Annotated in this window: 16 protein-coding genes; 8 read left to right on the top strand and 8 right to left on the bottom strand. The window is 70.9% G+C overall.

Annotated elements, in window-relative coordinates; all coding sequences use genetic code 11:
* Positions 1 to 24 precede the first annotated feature (24 nt).
* From HUT12_RS18895 to HUT12_RS18905, 3 genes are all read left to right on the top strand, one after another.
* Positions 25 to 690 (top strand): hypothetical protein, encoded by a 666-nt coding sequence (locus HUT12_RS18895; RefSeq protein ID WP_131051992.1) that lies wholly within the window; start codon positions 25 to 27, stop codon positions 688 to 690.
* A gap of 212 nt (positions 691 to 902) precedes the next feature.
* Positions 903 to 1,310, top strand: a complete 408-nt coding sequence (locus HUT12_RS18900; RefSeq protein ID WP_201272308.1) for a VOC family protein — start codon at positions 903 to 905, stop codon at positions 1,308 to 1,310.
* 220 nt (positions 1,311 to 1,530) lie between these two features.
* A complete protein-coding gene (locus HUT12_RS18905; protein WP_176094228.1) occupies positions 1,531 to 2,247 on the top strand; it encodes a class I SAM-dependent methyltransferase in 717 nt (238 codons plus the stop codon).
* A 27-nt stretch (positions 2,248 to 2,274) separates the two neighbouring features.
* Here HUT12_RS18905 and HUT12_RS18910 read toward each other — a convergent pair whose 3' ends face one another.
* Positions 2,275 to 3,384, bottom strand: coding sequence for a DegT/DnrJ/EryC1/StrS aminotransferase family protein (locus tag HUT12_RS18910; RefSeq protein ID WP_176094229.1), 1,110 nt, complete (start codon positions 3,382 to 3,384; stop codon positions 2,275 to 2,277).
* 155 nt (positions 3,385 to 3,539) lie between these two features.
* Between HUT12_RS18910 and HUT12_RS18915 the strand changes: the two genes are divergently transcribed.
* The gene (locus tag HUT12_RS18915; RefSeq protein ID WP_176094230.1) at positions 3,540 to 4,769 is read left to right on the top strand and encodes a CdaR family transcriptional regulator; all 1,230 of its coding nucleotides are present in this window, start codon (positions 3,540 to 3,542) and stop codon (positions 4,767 to 4,769) included.
* Between the two features lie 60 nt (positions 4,770 to 4,829).
* On the opposite strand, the gene pdxY is transcribed toward HUT12_RS18915, so the two are convergent.
* From pdxY to HUT12_RS18935, 4 genes are all read right to left on the bottom strand, one after another.
* Positions 4,830 to 5,681: a pyridoxal kinase PdxY gene (pdxY, locus tag HUT12_RS18920; RefSeq protein WP_176094231.1), complete on the bottom strand. Its 852-nt coding sequence runs from the start codon at positions 5,679 to 5,681 to the stop codon at positions 4,830 to 4,832.
* A 115-nt stretch (positions 5,682 to 5,796) separates the two neighbouring features.
* Entirely contained in the window at positions 5,797 to 6,429 is a 633-nt protein-coding gene (locus tag HUT12_RS18925) for a hypothetical protein (RefSeq protein WP_176094232.1), read from the bottom strand.
* Between the two features lie 23 nt (positions 6,430 to 6,452).
* Positions 6,453 to 9,215, bottom strand: coding sequence for a M14 family metallopeptidase (locus tag HUT12_RS18930; RefSeq protein ID WP_176094233.1), 2,763 nt, complete (start codon positions 9,213 to 9,215; stop codon positions 6,453 to 6,455).
* A 313-nt stretch (positions 9,216 to 9,528) separates the two neighbouring features.
* Positions 9,529 to 10,278 carry a DUF3224 domain-containing protein gene (locus tag HUT12_RS18935; protein ID WP_176094234.1) on the bottom strand — a complete coding sequence of 250 codons (750 nt, stop codon included), beginning with the start codon at positions 10,276 to 10,278 and terminating at the stop codon, positions 9,529 to 9,531.
* A gap of 312 nt (positions 10,279 to 10,590) precedes the next feature.
* Between HUT12_RS18935 and HUT12_RS18940 the strand changes: the two genes are divergently transcribed.
* From HUT12_RS18940 to HUT12_RS18950, 3 genes are all read left to right on the top strand, one after another.
* Complete coding sequence (locus HUT12_RS18940) at positions 10,591 to 10,905, top strand: hypothetical protein (protein WP_176094235.1); 315 nt, start codon at positions 10,591 to 10,593, stop codon at positions 10,903 to 10,905.
* 62 nt (positions 10,906 to 10,967) lie between these two features.
* A complete protein-coding gene (locus tag HUT12_RS18945; protein WP_131053479.1) occupies positions 10,968 to 11,447 on the top strand; it encodes a hypothetical protein in 480 nt (159 codons plus the stop codon).
* A gap of 78 nt (positions 11,448 to 11,525) precedes the next feature.
* Positions 11,526 to 12,734, top strand: a complete 1,209-nt coding sequence (locus tag HUT12_RS18950) for an MFS transporter (protein ID WP_176095861.1) — start codon at positions 11,526 to 11,528, stop codon at positions 12,732 to 12,734.
* On the opposite strand, the gene HUT12_RS18955 is transcribed toward HUT12_RS18950, so the two are convergent.
* Complete coding sequence (locus HUT12_RS18955; RefSeq protein ID WP_131053478.1) at positions 12,667 to 13,620, bottom strand: diacylglycerol kinase family protein; 954 nt, start codon at positions 13,618 to 13,620, stop codon at positions 12,667 to 12,669. The two genes, HUT12_RS18950 and HUT12_RS18955, sit on opposite strands and share 68 nt — an antisense overlap.
* Positions 13,621 to 13,758: 138 nt before the next feature.
* Here HUT12_RS18955 and HUT12_RS18960 point away from each other — a divergent pair, with 138 nt between their 5' ends.
* Positions 13,759 to 14,751, top strand: coding sequence for a MerR family transcriptional regulator (locus tag HUT12_RS18960; RefSeq protein WP_131053477.1), 993 nt, complete (start codon positions 13,759 to 13,761; stop codon positions 14,749 to 14,751).
* Between the two features lie 119 nt (positions 14,752 to 14,870).
* Here the strand turns inward: HUT12_RS18960 and htpG are convergent, their stop codons facing one another.
* Both htpG and HUT12_RS18970 read right to left on the bottom strand, forming a co-directional pair.
* Positions 14,871 to 16,787, bottom strand: coding sequence for a molecular chaperone HtpG (gene htpG / locus HUT12_RS18965; protein WP_303393494.1), 1,917 nt, complete (start codon positions 16,785 to 16,787; stop codon positions 14,871 to 14,873).
* A 148-nt stretch (positions 16,788 to 16,935) separates the two neighbouring features.
* Positions 16,936 to 17,202 carry a GlsB/YeaQ/YmgE family stress response membrane protein gene (locus HUT12_RS18970; protein ID WP_131053483.1) on the bottom strand — a complete coding sequence of 89 codons (267 nt, stop codon included), beginning with the start codon at positions 17,200 to 17,202 and terminating at the stop codon, positions 16,936 to 16,938.
* Between the last annotated feature and the right edge of the window lie 114 nt (positions 17,203 to 17,316).

The following is a 17,316-nucleotide window of genomic DNA, read 5'->3' on the forward strand; positions in this document are numbered from 1 at the left end:
AAAGAGATGATCAAGATCGGTGACATGCTTCTCGAAGAGCTCGACCGCGACCTCCCCAGCGAGATCGCCGACCCGGCCGCCGCCCTTCGGGGCCGCGCCGGACAGGTGCTCGAGGTGATGACGCCTCGGCGCACCTTCGCCGACGGCAGCCGCGGCTACCACGCGATCGCGCAGACCACGATCGAGGTCGTCGCCGGCAAGGACCCCAACGACACGACGATGCCGCGGGAGCGCTTCGAGTTCCCGGAGTCGCACTGCGTCATCCAGCTCCACGACCCGGTGCTCACGCTCAACGGCGCCCTCCGGCTGGACCTCGAGATCAAGTCCTACCGGGCCGAGGCGACCAGTCAGATCCTGTTCCCCGGGCAGAAGGTGGCTCTCGGCGTCGGGCGGTCGTTCGACGTCAACCTGCCGCCGTCGGTCGGCCGCCTGGAGATCCCGCTCGGGATCGACTTCGCCGCCGGTGAGACGGTGCGCAGCCACCAGATGATCTTCCTGGCCGTCGAGACGCCGATGGGTACGCTGCACAACCCGGACGCGGCGCACATGTTCGCGACGGTCAACAAGGTCCCGCCGATCGGCTTCTCCTACTTCCAGGAGGGCCTCGTCCCGATGGCGAACGCCGACAACGAGGTCGTCGCCATCAAGGTGTTCACCGAGACCGCCCTGCGCCGGGTGGTCACGGACTGACCCGTCGCCGGGCAGTTCGCTCGACGCCGCCGCACCCGCCCTCGGGTGTGGCGGCGCTCGCGGTCGGCTGCTGCGGGGGGCAGGTCCGACCGCTCCGAACACTGTCGACAGTGTGGCCTGACCGAGGTGGTGACCCTCGACTTTGCCGCTCGGCGACAGACCGAAATGTATGAAACGCTGCTATCGTACGCCTTCGCCCACCGCCTTGCGCGGTGCAGCAACTGACGAGCAACCAACTGAAGGGACAGCCCAACGTGCCGAACCTGAAGAGTGTCACGGCGGTTCTGCCCGTCTCCGACCACGCCGCTGCCGTTGCCTGGTACAAGCAGTGGATCGGGCGCGGCCCCGACGTCGAGCCCCAGGAGGGCGTGGCGGAGTGGCAGATCGCGGAGAACGCCTGGATCCAGGTCTCGCTGGACCCGGAGACAACCGGCCGGACCAACATCGTCATCGGCGTGGACGACATCGACGCCCATGTCGCCAGCCTCGCGAGCGCGGGTGTGACCGCCGGTGAGATTCAGGACTTCGACTTCATCAAGCTGACCGAGATCGTCGACCCGGCCGGCAACAAGGTCAACTTCGTGTGGGAGAACCCGAAGTACGAGCCGCCGGCGGAGTAGGACCGCAGCACGACACCCGTCGACGGGTGTGGATGGCGGCCGGACGTCGAGTCCGGCCGTTCGACCAGGTCGGGGCACCTGGAATCGATCGCGTCAGGGATCGGTTCCGGGTGCCCCGCGTCGCCTTCGGGGACCCGATCCCACCACTTGTGACGGGTCCGTGGGGTGTGTTGATGTGTCACGGGGCTGACCGTTGCCCCCTTGGATGGCAGGAGCCGACATGGCAGCAGAAACGTACGGAGAGGGCTACGCCGAACTCTTCGACTTCGTCTACGGCGCCGAGGCGCCCGACCCGATGGTGGCGACCCTCGCCGACCTGGCCGAGGGCGGCCCCGTCCTCGAACTGGGCGTCGGCACCGGTCGGGTCGCCATCCCCCTCGCCGCTCGCGGGCTCAGCGTGACCGGGGTGGACAGCTCGGCGGCGATGCTGAAGACCCTGGCCGGCAAGCCCGGCGGCGACATGGTGCAGACCGCGCTCAGCGAACTGCCGCAGATCGCGGCGGACGGGCGCTACCGGCTCGTCACGTGCCTCGACAACACCTTCCTGCTCCTGACCACACAGGATGCCCAGACGGAGTGTGTGCGCAACGCCGCCGAACTCCTCACCGACGACGGCGTGCTGGTGTTCGAGACCTTCGCCCGAGCACCCGGCGACTTCGGGGTGATGCCCGCGCACATGGGCGAGAACGCCACCGTGCTCTGGGCCTACCAGGTCGACCCGTTGTCGCAGCAGTTCCACATCCGCGAGATCATCTACGGCAAGGACCTGATGCACGTCGTGCCCTTCGACGGTCGCGGGGTCAGCCCGGCCGAGCTCGACCTGATGGCACGGCTGGCCGGGCTGCGGCTGCGTGAGCGCTGGTGCGACTGGGAGCGCAGCCCGGTCGAGTCGGACAGCCCGCTCGTCATCTCGGTCTTCGAGCGCGCCGACCGCTGAGCCGACCCCGCACGAGCGGGTGGCGGCTCACAGCCGGGACAGGACGGCGCTCAGCTCGTCGATCACACGGGCCTGGTCCGACGCCGCCAGCGTCGGATACATCGGCAACGAGAAGACCTCGTCGGCCAGCCGTTCGGTGACCGGCAGCGAGCCGACCCCCTGCCCCAGGTGCGCGAAGCCACTCATGGTGTGCACCGGCCACGGATAGCTGACGTTCAGCGTGATCCCGGCGTCCTTCATCTGTCGGATGATCTCGTCGCGGGCGGGGTGCCGCACGACGTACAGGTAGTAGACGTGCTCGTTGCCGGGCACCACGGTCGGTAGGCCGAGGTCCGTGTCGGCGAACGCCTCGGCGTAGGTGGCCGCGATCGCGCGCCGGGCCGAGACGTACTGCTCCAACCGCGCGAGCTTGCGGAGCAGGATCTCGGCCTGCACCTCGTCGAGGCGGGCGTTGAACCCGGGCGTCTCGACGACGTAGTAGCGCTCCGCCATGCCGTAGTACCGCAGCCTTCGCAGGGTCGCGTCCAGCTGGTCGTCGTCGACGACCACGGCGCCCCCGTCCCCGTAGGCACCGAGCACCTTGGTCGGATAGAACGAGAACGCCGCCGCGTCACCGAACGACCCGACGATCCGGCCGTCCTGACGGGCCCCGTGGGCCTGGGCGCAGTCCTCCAGGACGCTCAGCCCGAAGTCCTGGGCGACCTGGCGCACCGCCCGCATGTCGACCGCCTGCCCGTACAGGTGCACCGGGAGGATGCACCGCGTACGTTCGGTGACGGCGGCGGCCAGTTGTCCGACGTCCATCAGTTGCGTGTCGTGCCGTACGTCGACGAAGGTCGCAGTCGCACCGACGGCGTCGATCGCGACGACCGTGGGGGCGGCCGTGTTCGACACGGTGATCACCTCGTCGCCCGGCCCGACGCCGAGACCGCGCAGCGCCAGCACCAGCGCGTTCGTGCCGTTGTCGACGCCGACGCAGTGACTCCGCTGATTCTTCGCGGCGAACGCCGTCTCGAAGGACCGCACGCTCGCCCCGAGCACCAGTTGACCCGATCTGAACACCTTGTCGACAGCTTCGAGCAGCTCGTCGCGTTCCGCCTCGTACTCGGTGAGGTAGCTCCACACGTTGATGCTCATACCCGACAAGGCTAGTGCGGCGACCGGCCCAGGTGCGCGCTGACGGACACGCATCCGTAACGAATGTGCCCTGGTCGACGCTCTCCAGCGGTGAGGACAAGATTCGATCATGCCGTACGTCGGAACCGACGCGACGGCGTGGGAGAGGGGGTGCGGTGCGGGGCGAGTTGCAGCGCATCGTGGACGCGGTCGCCGCCCACGTCGGCCGTCCCGCACTGATCGAGGACCGGCGGCAACGCGTCGTCGTCTACAGCGAGCAGACCGGGCTGATGGACGAGGTCCGTCGGGCGTCGATCCTGCGGCGGCAGACCGCCCCGGAGGTCATCGCCTGGCTGCGCGGTCTCGGCATCGCCGACGCCCGCCTGGCGGTACGCACACCGGCCAGCCCGGAACTGGACCTGCTCCCCCGGCTCTGTGTGCCGGTGCGCCACCACGACCTGCTGCTCGGGTTCGTCTGGTTCATCGATCCCGACGGCACCATGACCGAGGTCGACCTGGCCGCCACCGGCCTGCTCAGGGAACTGTCGCTGGCGCTGTACCGGGAGAACCTGCTCGGTGAGCTGGCCGCGCAGAGTGAGACCGAGGCGGCCCGGACCCTGCTGGCCGACAGCCCCGGCAGCCGCGACCAGGCGGTGCGGGCGCTGCTGGAAGCCGGGATGATCCACGCCGACGGTCCCCGGACCGCCCTGGTCGCCCGGCTCGTCGCCCCCGAGGAGCGGCAGCCGGACGAGCGGGCCCGGATCGCGCTGGAACAGTCGCTGGTGGCCGCGCGACGCCGGGCCGGTACGCGGGAGGCGCTGCACCTGGTCCGGCACGACCACGGGGTGCTGCTGCTGCCCGCCGAACCCGCCGCCGGCCGGCCGACGCCGGAGGTGGCCGCCCGGCACCTCGACGACGACCTGCAGCAGGTGACCCGCAGTCTGGGTTCCGTGGAACGGACCGTGGTCGGGGTCGGCCGCACCAGGCCACGGTTGGCCGACGTCGTCGAGTCGTACGTGGAGGCGCTGCACGCCGCGCGGGTCGGCGCGCGACTGCCGGCGTTGGGCCGCGTCGTCGCCTGGTCCGGCCTGGGTGTCTTCCGGGTGCTGGCCCGGCTCGGCGAGCAACACCTCACGGTGGCCGACGTGCACCCGGGGCTGGCCCGGCTGGTGTCCACGCCGGGCCACCGCACGCTGCTGACCACTCTGGAGCGCTACCTGGACCGGGCCGGCAACGCCCACGCCACCGCCGCCGACCTGCGGCTGCACCGGACCACGCTCTACTACCGGTTGCAGCGGATCGAGGAGTTGGCCGGCACCGACCTCAAGGACGGCAGCGAGCGACTCTGCCTGCACCTGGCCCTGAAACTGGCCCGGTTGGCGGAGCGGCACAGCGGCGAGGAGTGACGGTCGACCGACCGGAGGTGACCTCGCCACGTGCCGTGGAGGTGGCCTCCGCTGCTCCGGTCAGCGCAACCGGCGGGCGGGGAACCGGGCCGGCGGGTCGGCGATCGCGTCCTGCGCGGCGACCAGTTGCAGTTCGCGGGTGCCCGCCGCCAGCGTCGCCTCCAGCACCGCGAAGATCGAGGCGGTGGTGCGTTCCAGCGCCGTCGCGGGCGACCCGGTGCTGCGCAGGTGCGCCAGGTACAGCGCGGCGGTGACGTCGCCACCGCCGTTCGGGCTGATCGGCAGCAGCGGCGTGGTCACCGCCCAGGCGCCCTCGTCGGAGACGGCCACCACCTCCAGGCTGTCGGGTGGCGCGTCACCGTGCAGCACGCTGGTGACCAGCACGTGTCGGGGGCCGGTGGCGCGTACCACGTCGACCGCCGCCAGCACCTCGTCGAGCGAGTCCGTCGACCGGCCGGCGAGGAACTCCAGCTCGAACTGGTTCGGGGTGACGATGTCGGCCCGGGGCACCACCACGTCGCGCAGGTACTCGGGAATGCCGGGCCGGACGAACATGCCCCGGCCGACGTCGCCCATCACCGGGTCGCAGCAGTAGACGGCCTCCGGGTTGGCGGTCTTGACCAGGGTCACCGCGTCGAGGATCACCGCGCCCATCGCCGGGTCGCCCTGGTAACCGGAGAGGATCGCGTCGGCGTCACCGAGCACCCCGCGATCGGCGATGCCGGCGATCACCTCGGCGACGTCGGCGGGCGCGAGCAACGGCCCCCGCCAGGCACCGTACCCGGTGTGGTTGGAGAAGTGCACGGTCAGGACCGGCCAGACCTCGTGCCCGAGCCGTTGCAGCGGGAACACGGCGGCCGAGTTGCCGACGTGGCCGTAGGCGACCGAGGACTGGATCGACAGGATCTTCACCCGTCCATCATCGCGCCTGCCGCTCCCCCGACGCCGCAGGGGTCACCCTTCGGCCAGGTCACGGCCGCGTTCCGGATGGGGGGCCACCGTGCGGCGGCCCCCCATCCGGCCGGTCCTACTCGAAGAGGGACAGGGTCAGAGTCGAGGTGTACGCACCGGCGGCCACGTCGGCCGGGGTGCGCAGGAACAGGTCGGCGTCGACCGAGTACGCGCCACCGGCGACCGCGCCCGAGTCGAACGTGGAGACCAGCAACTCCTGGTCGACCAGACCCACGTTGTTGCCCGGCTGCGTCGGCTCGTCCAACACCGTGACGACCTCTTCACCCTCGCTGACCAGACCGGTGTCGCCACCGTCGACCAGGCGAGGCTTCCAGCCCAGGTGCCCGGCACCGATCGGCTCCTGACCCGCACCACCGGTGAAGTCGGTGGCACTACCGAGCACCGCCCACGCCGCACCCTCGGGCACCTCGTCGGCGGTCCGGGTGTCGGTCACCGTCACCGTCGGCAGACCACCCACGAACTGACGCACCAGCAACGTCGACCCGTCCTCGGTCAACGCCACCGAGTCACCCGCGATCGACATCGCCAACACACCCGGCTCCACCAACTCCTCGATCTCCACCGTGACCGTCACGTCACCGGTGTCACCCGGATCGGCCGAGGCGGGCGCAGCCGCCATCACCGACCCGACCAGCAGGGCCCCGGCGGCACCCGCCGCCAACAGCCGCCTGCGATTGTCCGTTCTCATCTGCATCTCCGTGTCGTTCGCGGTCACTGGGCTTGGCGAGGGTCGGCGGCACAGTTGACCGCAGCGTGGTCGGCGGTGACGACGGTGGTGACGCTCTCACCGTCGACCGTGCCGGTGGCCCGGACCGTCGCGCTGCCGGACGGCACCGATGCGGCACGGGTGGTGAACTGCTGGAACGCGCTCGCACCCGGCGCCACGGCCGACACCGACCGCTGCCCGTACGCACTCTCCAACACCACGTCCACCGCAGCGTCGTGGTCGTTACGCGCCTGCACCGCCACGTACGCCTTCCCCGCCACACACCGCGTCTGCACGGTGACCGTCACCGGCACCTCGGGTGCGGCGTTCGGGTCGGTCAGCCGCTTGCGGTTGTAGTTGTCGTCCTGACCGTCGGGCTGGTAGCCGCGCTCCACGTTGCCCGCCGCGTCCACCGAGAACCAGTGCACGGTGGTGCCGACCGGAACGGTCAGCGTCTCGCCGCCCTCCCGGATGCCCCCCGAGCCGTAGAGCGTGGACTCGAACGTGGGCCGGCTGCCGTCGAGGGTGTAGAACACCGCCGCCGGTTCGCTGGTGGAGAACGTGACGTCGACCGAGCCCTCGGTGGCACTGGTGGCCACCTCGACGGAGCTGGTCGGCGCCGACTCGTCGGTGTCCAGGTCACGGGCGACCCGCAGCATCTCGACCAGGCCGTTGGAGAACTCCATCGTCTCCTCGCGGGCCGAGGTCCAGGTCGGCTGGAAGGAGGTGCCGACCTCGAAGTTCCAGGCGTAGATGCCGTACTTGTACCAGAGCATGTCACCGGAGTTGCCGGCCGCCGAGTAGAGCACGTCGGCGATCGGGCCGGTGCGGGCCGGGGTGACCGCCAGGTTGCGGTGCCGCTTGATGGCGGTCAGGATCCGCGACGACGCGCCCCAGAACAGCGACTCCTCGGCCAGGGTCGGCCGCGGGGCGGAGACCCGGCCCGGGGTGGCGTACGAGCCGGGCGACCACATGAAGTAGTTGCCCGAGGAGTGCAGGTTCATCGAGAACTTGACGTTCGGTCGGGAGGCCAGCCAGTCGACGTTGCGGCTCTCCGGCTCGGACAGCTCGTCGGGCCCGGCGTACGTGCCGCTGGTGCAGCTCGTCGACGCGCCCGAGTAGCCGTCGAAGAGGCTGTACTCGGTGTAGTTGCGGTTGTTGTCCACACCCCAGGACGTCCGGCCGAGGAAGTCCCCGGAGGTCTCCGGCGTGCAGTGGTTGGTCATGTTCTTGCGCTGCGAGTTGAAGTCGTAGAACGAGTAGTGCCCGCCGTCCGGGTTGATCGACGGCGCGATCCAGATGTCGAGGTTGTCGACCAGCTCGCGGGTGTTCGCGTCGTGCGCGTAGTTGCGCAGCAGGCGCTCGGCGGTCTCGATGGTCACCAGCGGGGGCACCCACTCCCGCGCGTGTTCCTGCGCGTAGGCGAGCACACCCATCTTGGAGCCGTCGCGGTGCTTGCCGATGCGGATGGCGTACACCGTGTGGGGGTCGCGGGAGACCGTCGTCGGCGCGGACAGGCCGTCGGAGAGCGCGGTCGGCGCGGCCGGCGCCACCACGCCCGTGCCCGCGTTGCCGCGATACGTGTACGCGCTGACCAGCGTGCCCGCCTGGGCGTTGAGCGCGGCGGCCACCTCGGCGGCGGTGCTGGTGACCGTGCCGGCGGCGTCCGTGGCGAGGCCGACGCGGACCTGGTTGCCGGTGACGGTCACCGTCAAAGACGCGCTCGCGGTGCCGGGGTTGGCCAGCTCCACGGTGATGTCGTTGCCGCCCTGGTGTCCCCAGGCAAGCGAGTCGACGCCGACGCGGCTGGCGTTGGCGGTGCCGAGCACGGCCTGTGCCTTGCGCCGGTAGCCGTTGGTCTTGTGCGGCAACTCGACGATCTCGGAGATCTCCGGGTACTGCGCGGACATCGCCTTGATCCGGTCGTAGAGCTCGGTGGGGGTCAGGTAGCTGGTGACGAAGTCCTTCTGGTAGCCGGGCCCCTCCGGGTCGGTGTCCGGGATGGGCAACCACTCGTGCACCTTGGCGACCGCCACGTCACCGGTCGGGCTGGTGATCCGTACATAGTCCGGGCGGCTGGTCACCTGCGCCGCACCCCGGTGGTAGAGGTACACCCCGGCGTCGACGAACCGGGTGATGTTCTGCGTGCCGCCGGAGCCGAACTCGGTGCCCGGCCCGCTGTCCCGCTCGACGGTCAACGCGGTGGCGGCGGTCTGTCCCTGTGCCCACTTCGCCTCCACCGACAGCACCTGGGTGTCGCCCGAGGTGTAGTAGTCGGCGCGAATGATCTTGACATCCGAGGCGGCGGACCGCGCGGCGACGGCAGCTCCGGAGAACTCCCGGTTGTCGGCCAGGTGGGCGGCGATGGTCGCCTCCCGCTCGGCGATCCGGTCCTGCGCGTCCTCTTCGGTGTGCAGCACCTTGCCGAAGGTGAAGCCGGCTCGGGTCAGCGTGGCGACCTCGTTGCCGGTCACCACGGCGTGCACCACGATGCCGTCGGCGGTGTGGTGGACGTGGTGGTCGAGGTCGACGCCGGTGGCCACCAGCGCGTCCAGTTCGGTGGTGTCGGCCACCACCACCTCGATCACGCTGGTCTGCTCGTCGGCCAGTCGGCCGAGGTCGGCGGGGGTGTCGGCGCCCGGCGCGGCGGTCTGCGGCACCACGGCCGAGGCGGGACTGACCAGCAAGAGCACGGCCGTGCCGGCGGCCAACGCGGCGGAGAAGGGTATCCGGCGTCGCCACCGGGAACGGGTACGGAGTTCCGACATGAGGCTCGTGGCCCCTTCTCGGCGTGCGGTGGGGGTGTGGGGGTTCGCACCTCGTCCCGGCTGCCTCAGCTCCCGTGACAGCCACGGCCAGGTGCGTCCGACATGGACACCGCCCGCATCACCGATTACGCAGTGTCACACGTCGAGAGGTAGGAGTGATCAGGTTGCGGACCACTCTCACCTGACGAAGGTCATCTGTCAATCGTCCCGAAGCATGGACAGCCAGCGTGCGGTATCCGGGCTGAGCACGGACGCCGCGTCCGACCCAGCGTCGTGGCGGGGGTCGAACGCGGCGCCGTGCGCGGCTCGCGGGTTACGGAAGGCGGTAGCCGAGGCTGTACGAGACCAACGTCTCGCACGTCTCCGGGGTGTCGCTCGGTCCGCAGTGGTCGCGGCTCGCCACCACCGTGAAGCTGCCGGTCACCCCGGTGAGCTTGCCGTAGCCGGTACCCGGCGTGATGTCGAACTGCATCGTGAAGGTGCCGTCGGCGCTCTGCTTGCCGTGGGACTTGAAGAGGAACCCGCCCTCCAGACCGTCCAGGGTGCCCGCGAAGCCGCCGGCACTGTCGATGGTGCCGTAGCCCGCCGGTTCCAGGATCTGGAACTCGACGTCCTCGGTCTCACCCACGAGTCCGCCCAGGTACTGCATGCCGTACCGGACCTGCCACACCGAATGGCCGGCTGGCGTGCCCGCGGCCTGCTCGAAGGCGAAGTGGCGCGGATACATGTCACCGGTCACCACCTTGTACACACCGGGCGTGCCCGGCGAGACGGTGGGCAGCGGTCGGACGATGCGGTCGCGGGCCGCAGCACGCTCCGATGTCGACGGCGTGGCGTCCGACCGATCGGGTGTGGCGCCGGCTCCGGCAAAGCGCGACTGCAACGCGGGCGGCACCGCCGACGTGCCCGAGTCGATCGTGGTGGCGGTCCTGGCGGTCGGGGTGGCAGCCTGCGGAACGATGGCGGCGGCGGGGCTGACCAGCAGCACTGCCGCGCCGGCTGCCAACACGGAGGAGACGACGATCCGGCGTCGCCACGGGGAACGGGTACGGAACTCGGACATGAGGCTCGTGGCCCCTTCTCGGCGCGCGGAGGTGATGGGTGGGCGTCGCCCCGCGCCTCGGCTCGCCGGCGGCGGGCAGCACGGAGCGTCCGGAGTGGACGCCGCCCGCGTCACCGATTGCGCAGCGTCACACCTCGGATGTGGAGGGTTAACGATTGCGCACAACTTTCACGCAACAAGCAACCACTGTCAATAATCCCGTGGCGGGAATCTGCCACGCTCGCCTCAACCGCCGACCTGCGGGCAGGCGTTTGACCTGGGCACAGAGTGGAGAACAGGAACGGAGAGCTCGACAACGAGGGGGGACAACGCGTGTCCGAATACACCACCGACCGGCCAGATACAACCCACGAGCGCCCCGAAACCGTCACAGATCCGCTGCTGTGGCGACTCGCCCTACACGTCGCCGACGCGCACGCACCGGCCGAGGACGGCGACTGCGCGCACCTGCTCTGCGCCGGCCAGGAGTGGCCGTGTGCGCCGTGGCAGCAGGCCCAACGCGCACTCGTCCTGGCGCAGGGCGGCACGGGGCAGACGGCACCGGCGCGACAGAGCGGATGGACGACGCAGGCGGCACTGCCGAGCCGGGCTGCGGAGCGTGCGCGCCGCGATTCCGCCGCCGCCTGAGCAGCGGTTCGGCCCGTCCTCGCCAGCGATCCGCCGCACCACTGTCAAGGTAGCGTTGACACATGCTGGATCCGCTCGGTGACCTCGCCGGCATCCCGGCGGCCCGCGACCGGCTCGACGAGGCGGAGCTGGATCTCATCGACCGCGCCCGGCAGGCCGGCGCGGCCTGGCAGCAGATCGCCGAGGCGCTCGGACTCGGCAGCCGGCAGGCCGCCGAGCAGCGTCGCCAGCGACTGGTCGCCCGCCGCCGGGCGCGGCGAGCCGAGTCCGACCGGCACTGGCCGCACGAGGTAGCCGCGCTCCGCGCCCTGCTCGGCGGGTTGCAGCGCTGGATTGCGACCGATCGCCGCTGGGACGGCCGTTTCCCCGGGGCCGCACTGACCCGACACACCACGGCACTGGCGCTGGAGGCCGCACCCGGCGCGCTGTACGACCTCGCCGGGCACGTCGCCGCCGACCTGCACCGCGCCGGCCACCGGCTGCCGAGCCCGGTACGCACGATCGCCCGGCACCTCGACGCCGCGCTGTCAACACATCGTTGACGCAACTCCGCGATATTGCCTCTGGCCAACTCAAGGGTTGAGGCTGTGAGTCACTTCGACTCAACCCTGGAGCGGCATGTGCGGCGCAACGCGATCCTGTTCGTGACGATCTCTGTGCTCTCCGGGTGCGGCGGCAGCGCCATGGCCCTGGTCTCCGGCATCTGGATCCTCGACCTGACCCGGTCCAGCAGCCTCGCCGCCCTCGCCGGGCTCTGCGTGTACGCCCCCACCCTCGCCGGCCCCTGGTGCGGTGCCCTGGTCGACCGGCTGCCCCGACGGCCGCTCGTCATCGGGGTCAACCTGACCCTGGCCGCCGTCCTGCCGACCCTGCTGGCCGTCCGCGGACCCGGTCAGGTGTGGCTCCTGTTCTGCGTCTCCACGGTGTACGGCGTCGCGTACGTGCTGGTCGACGCCAGCGAGAGCGCCCTGCTCCCCGCCGCGCTGTCACCGGACGAACTCGGCCACGTCAACGGTTGGCGGTCCAGCGCCCAGGAGGGTGTCAAACTCGTCGCTCCGCTGGCCGGCGCCGGACTGTACGCGTGGCAGGGCGGTCACCTCGTCGCGTTGCTCGCCGCCGCGCTGCCCGCCCTGGCCGCCGCCCTGTACGCACTGCTCCGACTGCGGCACCCGGCACGGACCGTCGCGTCCCGGCCCACCGGTGTCCGTGCGGGCCTCGCCGTCGTGTGGGCGTCACCGCTGACGCGGCTGCCGGTGATCCTCGCGGGCGTGGCGATCGCCGCGTCCGGGTTCACCACCGCCGCCGGGTACGCCGTCGTCACCGACGAGTTGGGCCTGCCCGCGACGTTCCTCGGGGTGCTGCTCAGCGCGCAGGGCCTCGGCTCGGTCGCCGGCGGGTTGGTCGCCGGTCGGCTTATCGCCCGGTTCGGACCGACCACCGTGGCCGCCCTCGGCACGGCAGTGTTCGCGGTGAGTTGCCTGGGCCGGTGCCTGCCCTGGTGGCCGGCGGTGGTCGCCGCCTCGGTGGTGGCCGGTGCCGGCCTGCCGTGGGCTGTCGTCGCCGCCGTCACCGCCGTGCAGACGCACAGCCCCGACGAGCTGCTGGGCCGAGCCGCCGCGACCGCCAACACGATCATGTTCGGACCGATCGCGGCGGCGATCCCGCTCGGCTCCGCCGCCGTCCTGCTGGGCGGTCGGCCACCGCTCGTTCTCGCCGCCACCGTCTGCCTCGTCGCCGCCGGGGTGTGGCACCGGCGCCACCTCACTGTGGCGCGGCCTCCGGCTCCTCGTCGGGGCAGCAGACGGTCAGTGCGGCGGGTACGGCCCTGACCTTGAGACGCTTCGTCCGCGACCGGGCGCCACCGTCCATCTCGTACGTCTTCGGCTCGGCGAAGCGGACCCTGACCTTGCGACCACGGGTGATCCGGACGAACTTCGAGTCCTCGGACCGGCCGGTGGCCATCTTGCCGAGCGTGCGCGCCCAGTCCACGGCACCACCGGCGGTGGAGACACCGATCTCCAGCGAGCCGCTGTCGGGGCGGGCGTCGTCGAAGGCGGGTATGCCACCGGTGATGGTGCCGACGTTGCCGAACAGCACGCAGCTCGCGTCCCCCTCGAACCACAGGTCCCCGTCGACGGTGATCCGGGTCCGGGTCAGTTCCCCACGGACGTGACGCAGGCCCGTCCACACGTACGCGAGCCGGCCGAGGCGACCCTTCATGTCCCGGTCCGCCTCCCGGATCAGGTCACCGTCGAACCCGGCGCCGGCCATCACCGCGAAGTGTTCCCCGTTGAGCCGTCCCAGGTCGAGGCGGCAGCGTCGACCGTGCAGGCCGATCCGTACCGCCTCCGGCAGGTCCTCCGGGATGCCGAGATTGCCGGCGAAGAGATTGGCGGTGCCGGCCGGCAGGATGGCCATCGGGGTCTGCGTGCCGGCGAGGGAATCGGCGCAGCGCTGCACCATACCGTCGCCGCCCCAGACGAAGACCAGCTCGGCACCCTGGTCGAGGGCCTTGCGGACCTTCTTCGGGGCCTTGCGGCTCTTGGGCACCTCGTACCAGAGCAGGTCCCGCACTCCCGCGCCGACCAGCGCGGCGCGCAACTCGTCGAGGCCGCCGCCCAGCGTCTTCTTCCGATGCGCCACCACCGCCACCGTGCCGACCGCCAGGTCGGGCGCCGGCGGCCGGTCCGGGTCCACCACCACACTCGCGCTCATGGCCGGCGCAATACCCCGCCGCCCGAGAATCCACGCCTGGCCCGACTCTCCGCCGTCGTGTCCCGTCCCGGTGCCGGACCGCCGCACGTGGTGCACGGACTTGCGTCTCAAGCCGCTTGAGATCGCATAGTGGGTGTCGTGGACCTGAACGAGCTTTACGCCATCGGGGATGTCGCCCGACGTACCGGCCTGAGTGTCAGCGCCGTCCGCTACTACGCGGACGCCGGTGTCGTCACGCCGTCCGCCAGCACTCCCGCCGGCCACCGCCTGTACGACGTGTCGGCGATCGCCCGGCTGGAACTGGTCCGCACACTGCGGGAACTCGGCGCCGGCCTGGACGAGATCCGACGCGTGCTGGTCGGCGAGGCGACGCTGCGCGAGGTGGCCGCCACCCACCTGGCCCTGCTGGCACGGCAGGAGGCACGGCTGCGGAGCCGTCGCGCGGTGCTGTCGACCATCCTGCGGCAGGACTCCACGGCCGAGCAGGTCACGTTGATGCACAAACTCGCCGGCATGTCGGACGAGGAGCGCGACCGGCTGATCGACGAGTTCTGGACCGAGGTCTCCACCGGCTGGGAGCCGCCGGAGCGGATGGTCGCGTGGTGGCGCGCGGCCCGCCCGGAGCTGCCCGAGCAGCCCACCCCGGCCCAGTTGGAGGCATGGATCGCGCTGGCCGAGATGGTCCGCGACCCGGAGGTGCGGCAGGCCGTACGTCGTGAGCTGCACGAGGCGTGCACCACCGGGGCCGGGCCGCTGATGGCCTCGTCGCCGATGTTGGACAGCCTGGAGGCGGCCACGCCGATCGGCCAGGCGGCGATCGACGCGGCGCGGGACGGGGTGCCGCCGGCCTCACCGCAGGGCAGGGAGATCGCCGACCGGTGGATGGGGTGGCTGACCGGCATCTTCGCGACACCGGACAGCCCGGGGATGCCGGACACGCCCGAGTTCCGCCTCCAGACGGCCGACCACATGCTGGCCGGCGCGGAGTGGGACCGCACGCCGCCGGACCCGGAGGGACCGCTCGACCGGTACATGGCGCTGGTCAATGCCGTGAACGACGTACCGCCGGAGCAGTTCCCGTACGAGTGGCTGGCCGAGGCGCTGCGCGCGTCCGTCCCGCCGGCTCGCTGAGCCACCCGCCACGATCTCGCTCGCGACCGCACGCGGCGCGACACCGCACGGACCGGGACCTGACGGACGGGAACGCGGGCACGCGCCCGGAGTGGCGCGGCCCGCGTTCCGTGTCCGACCTACAGCGTGCGGGCGAGGCGGTCGGCGAGGATCCGGGCGAACCGGGACGGGTCCGCCAGGTCGCCGCCCTCGGCGAGCAGGGCGGTGCCGTACAGCAGCTCGGCGGTCTCGGCCAGGGACGCCTCGGCGTCGCCCTGCTCGTGAGCCTTGCGCAGGCCGGAGACGAGCGGGTGGCCCGGGTTCAGTTCCAGGATGCGCTTGACCTTCGGCACCTCGTGGCCCATCGCCCGGTACATCTTCTCCAGCGTCGGCGTGAGGTCCTGGGCGTCGCCGACCACGCAGGCCGGTGAGGTGGTCAGCCGCGAGGAGAGACGGACCTCCTTCACCGACTCGGTCAGCACCCCGCCCATCCAGTCGAGCAGTGCGGCGTACTCGGTGCGCTGCCGCTCCCGCTCGGCCTCGGCCTCGGTGCGCTCCTCCTCGGTGTCCAGGTCGACCTGGCCCTTGGCGACCGAACGCAGCGTCCTACCGTCGTAGCTGCCGACCCTCTCCACCCAGACCTCGTCGACCGGGTCGGTGAGCAGCAGGACCTCGTAGCCCTTGGCCCGGAACGCCTCCATGTGCGGGGAGTTCTCGATGGTGGCCCGGTGCTCGCCGGTGGCGTAGTAGATGTCGGTCTGGCCGTCCTTCATCCGGCTCACGTAGCCGGCCAGGTCGGTCTGCTCCTCCGGGTCGTTGGTGGACGCGACCGAGAGGATCTCCAGCAGGGTGTCCCGGTTGTCGGTGTCGTCGACCAGCCCCTCCTTGACCGCGGCGCCGAACTCCGTCCAGAAGGTGCGGTACCGCTCGGGCTGCCCGGTCTTGAGGTCCTTGACGGTGGAGAGCACCTTCTTGACCAGGCGACGGCGCACCGCGCGGATCTGGCGGTCCTGCTGGAGGATCTCCCGGGAGATGTTCAGGCTCAGGTCGTGCGCGTCCACCACGCCCTTGACGAAGCGCAGGTAGTTGGGCATGAGCGCGTCGCAGTCGTCCATGATGAAGACGCGCTTGACATAGAGCTGGACGCCCCGACGGCCCTGCGCGGCGAAGAGGTCCAGCGGCGCGTGCGACGGGATGAACAGCAGCGCGTCGTACTCGAAGGTGCCCTCGCCCCGCATGTGGATGGTCTCGAGGGGGTCCGCCCAGTCGTGGCCGACGTGCTTGTAGAACTCGTGGTACTCGGCCGGCTCGACCTCGTTACGCGGGCGGGCCCACAGCGCCTTCATCGAGTTGAGCGTGACGGTCTCGGTGGTGGCGGGGGCGTCGTCCGCCCCGGGCCGCTCGACGGTCGTCCGGATCGGGTGGGCGATGAAGTCGGAGTATCGCTTGACGATCTCGCGGATGGTCCACTCGGCGGTGTAGTCGTGCAGGTTGTCCTCGGTGTCGACGGGCTTGAGGTGCAGCGTCACCGCGGTGCCCTGGGGCGCGTCGTCGAGCGCCGCGACGGTGTACGTGCCACCGCCGTCGGACTCCCACCGGGTGCCGCCGCTCTCGCCGGCCCGCCGGGTGACCAGCTCGACCTTCTCGGCGACCATGAAGGCGGCGTAGAAGCCGACGCCGAACTGGCCGATCAGGTCCTGCGACGCCCCGGCGTCCTTGCTCTCCCGCATCTGGCGCAGCAGCTCGGCGGTGCCGGACTTGGCGATCGTCCCGATGACGGAGACGACCTCGTCGCGGGTCATGCCGATGCCGTTGTCGCGGACGGTGAGGGTGCGGGCGTCCCGATCGACGTCGAGGGCGATGTGCAGGTCACTGGTGTCGACGTCGAGGTCCTTGTCGACCATCGACGCCAGGCGCAGTTTGTCCAGCGCGTCCGAGGCGTTGGAGATCAACTCGCGCAGGAACACGTCCTTGTTCGAGTAGATCGAGTGGACCATCAACTGGAGCAGTTGACGCGCCTCGGCCTGAAACTCCAAGGTCTCGGTCCGGTCGTTCACGCCGTGTCCTCTCTCGGTCGTACGCATGACGGGTCGCACAAAGGATACGAGCCGTCATGACGTACGTGCGTCCGGTGGTCACCCGAACCGCCGAACGCCGTCGGCCCGCCCCGGGAACACCCGGGACGGGCCGACGAGCGGAGGATGATCAGCGTCGGCGGCTGTACACCCCGGCCACGATCGACACGCCGACCGCGGCGAAGGCCACCTGGATGAACAGCTCGATCCAGTCGATGCCGGCGGTGTCGTCCACGCCCAGCAGTCCGGCCACCAGCGTGCCGAGGATCGCGGCCACGATACCGATCAGAATCGTCAACAGGATGGGGATCCGCTGCCGGCCCGGCACCACGAGCCGGCCGAGCGCGCCGATGACGAGACCGATGATGATGGCCATGAAGAAGCCGGTGATTTCCACGAGAGCCGTCCCTTCGCGCTTTTGGTGTGACGACGTGGTGCCCCTCCCGCCGTAGTGGCCAAACGCCGCCGCCCGCCGTCTGCGGTGTTTGTCACGCAACCGTCACGAGGCTGT

Source organism: Verrucosispora sp. NA02020 (genome assembly GCF_013364215.1).
Lineage (GTDB): Bacteria > Actinomycetota > Actinomycetes > Mycobacteriales > Micromonosporaceae > Micromonospora.

Coding starts and splice junctions, on each gene's coding strand:
- HUT12_RS18955 (WP_131053478.1), bottom strand. CDS start 13,620: ATGAGCGCGAGTGTGGTGGTGGACCCGGACCGGCCGCCGGCGCCCGAC.
- HUT12_RS18945 (WP_131053479.1), top strand. CDS start 10,968: ATGCTGGATCCGCTCGGTGACCTCGCCGGCATCCCGGCGGCCCGCGAC.
- HUT12_RS18910 (WP_176094229.1), bottom strand. CDS start 3,384: ATGAGCATCAACGTGTGGAGCTACCTCACCGAGTACGAGGCGGAACGC.
- HUT12_RS18935 (WP_176094234.1), bottom strand. CDS start 10,278: ATGTCCGAGTTCCGTACCCGTTCCCCGTGGCGACGCCGGATCGTCGTC.
- HUT12_RS18925 (WP_176094232.1), bottom strand. CDS start 6,429: ATGAGAACGGACAATCGCAGGCGGCTGTTGGCGGCGGGTGCCGCCGGG.
- HUT12_RS18930 (WP_176094233.1), bottom strand. CDS start 9,215: ATGTCGGAACTCCGTACCCGTTCCCGGTGGCGACGCCGGATACCCTTC.
- HUT12_RS18905 (WP_176094228.1), top strand. CDS start 1,531: ATGGCAGCAGAAACGTACGGAGAGGGCTACGCCGAACTCTTCGACTTC.
- HUT12_RS18895 (WP_131051992.1), top strand. CDS start 25: ATGCTTCTCGAAGAGCTCGACCGCGACCTCCCCAGCGAGATCGCCGAC.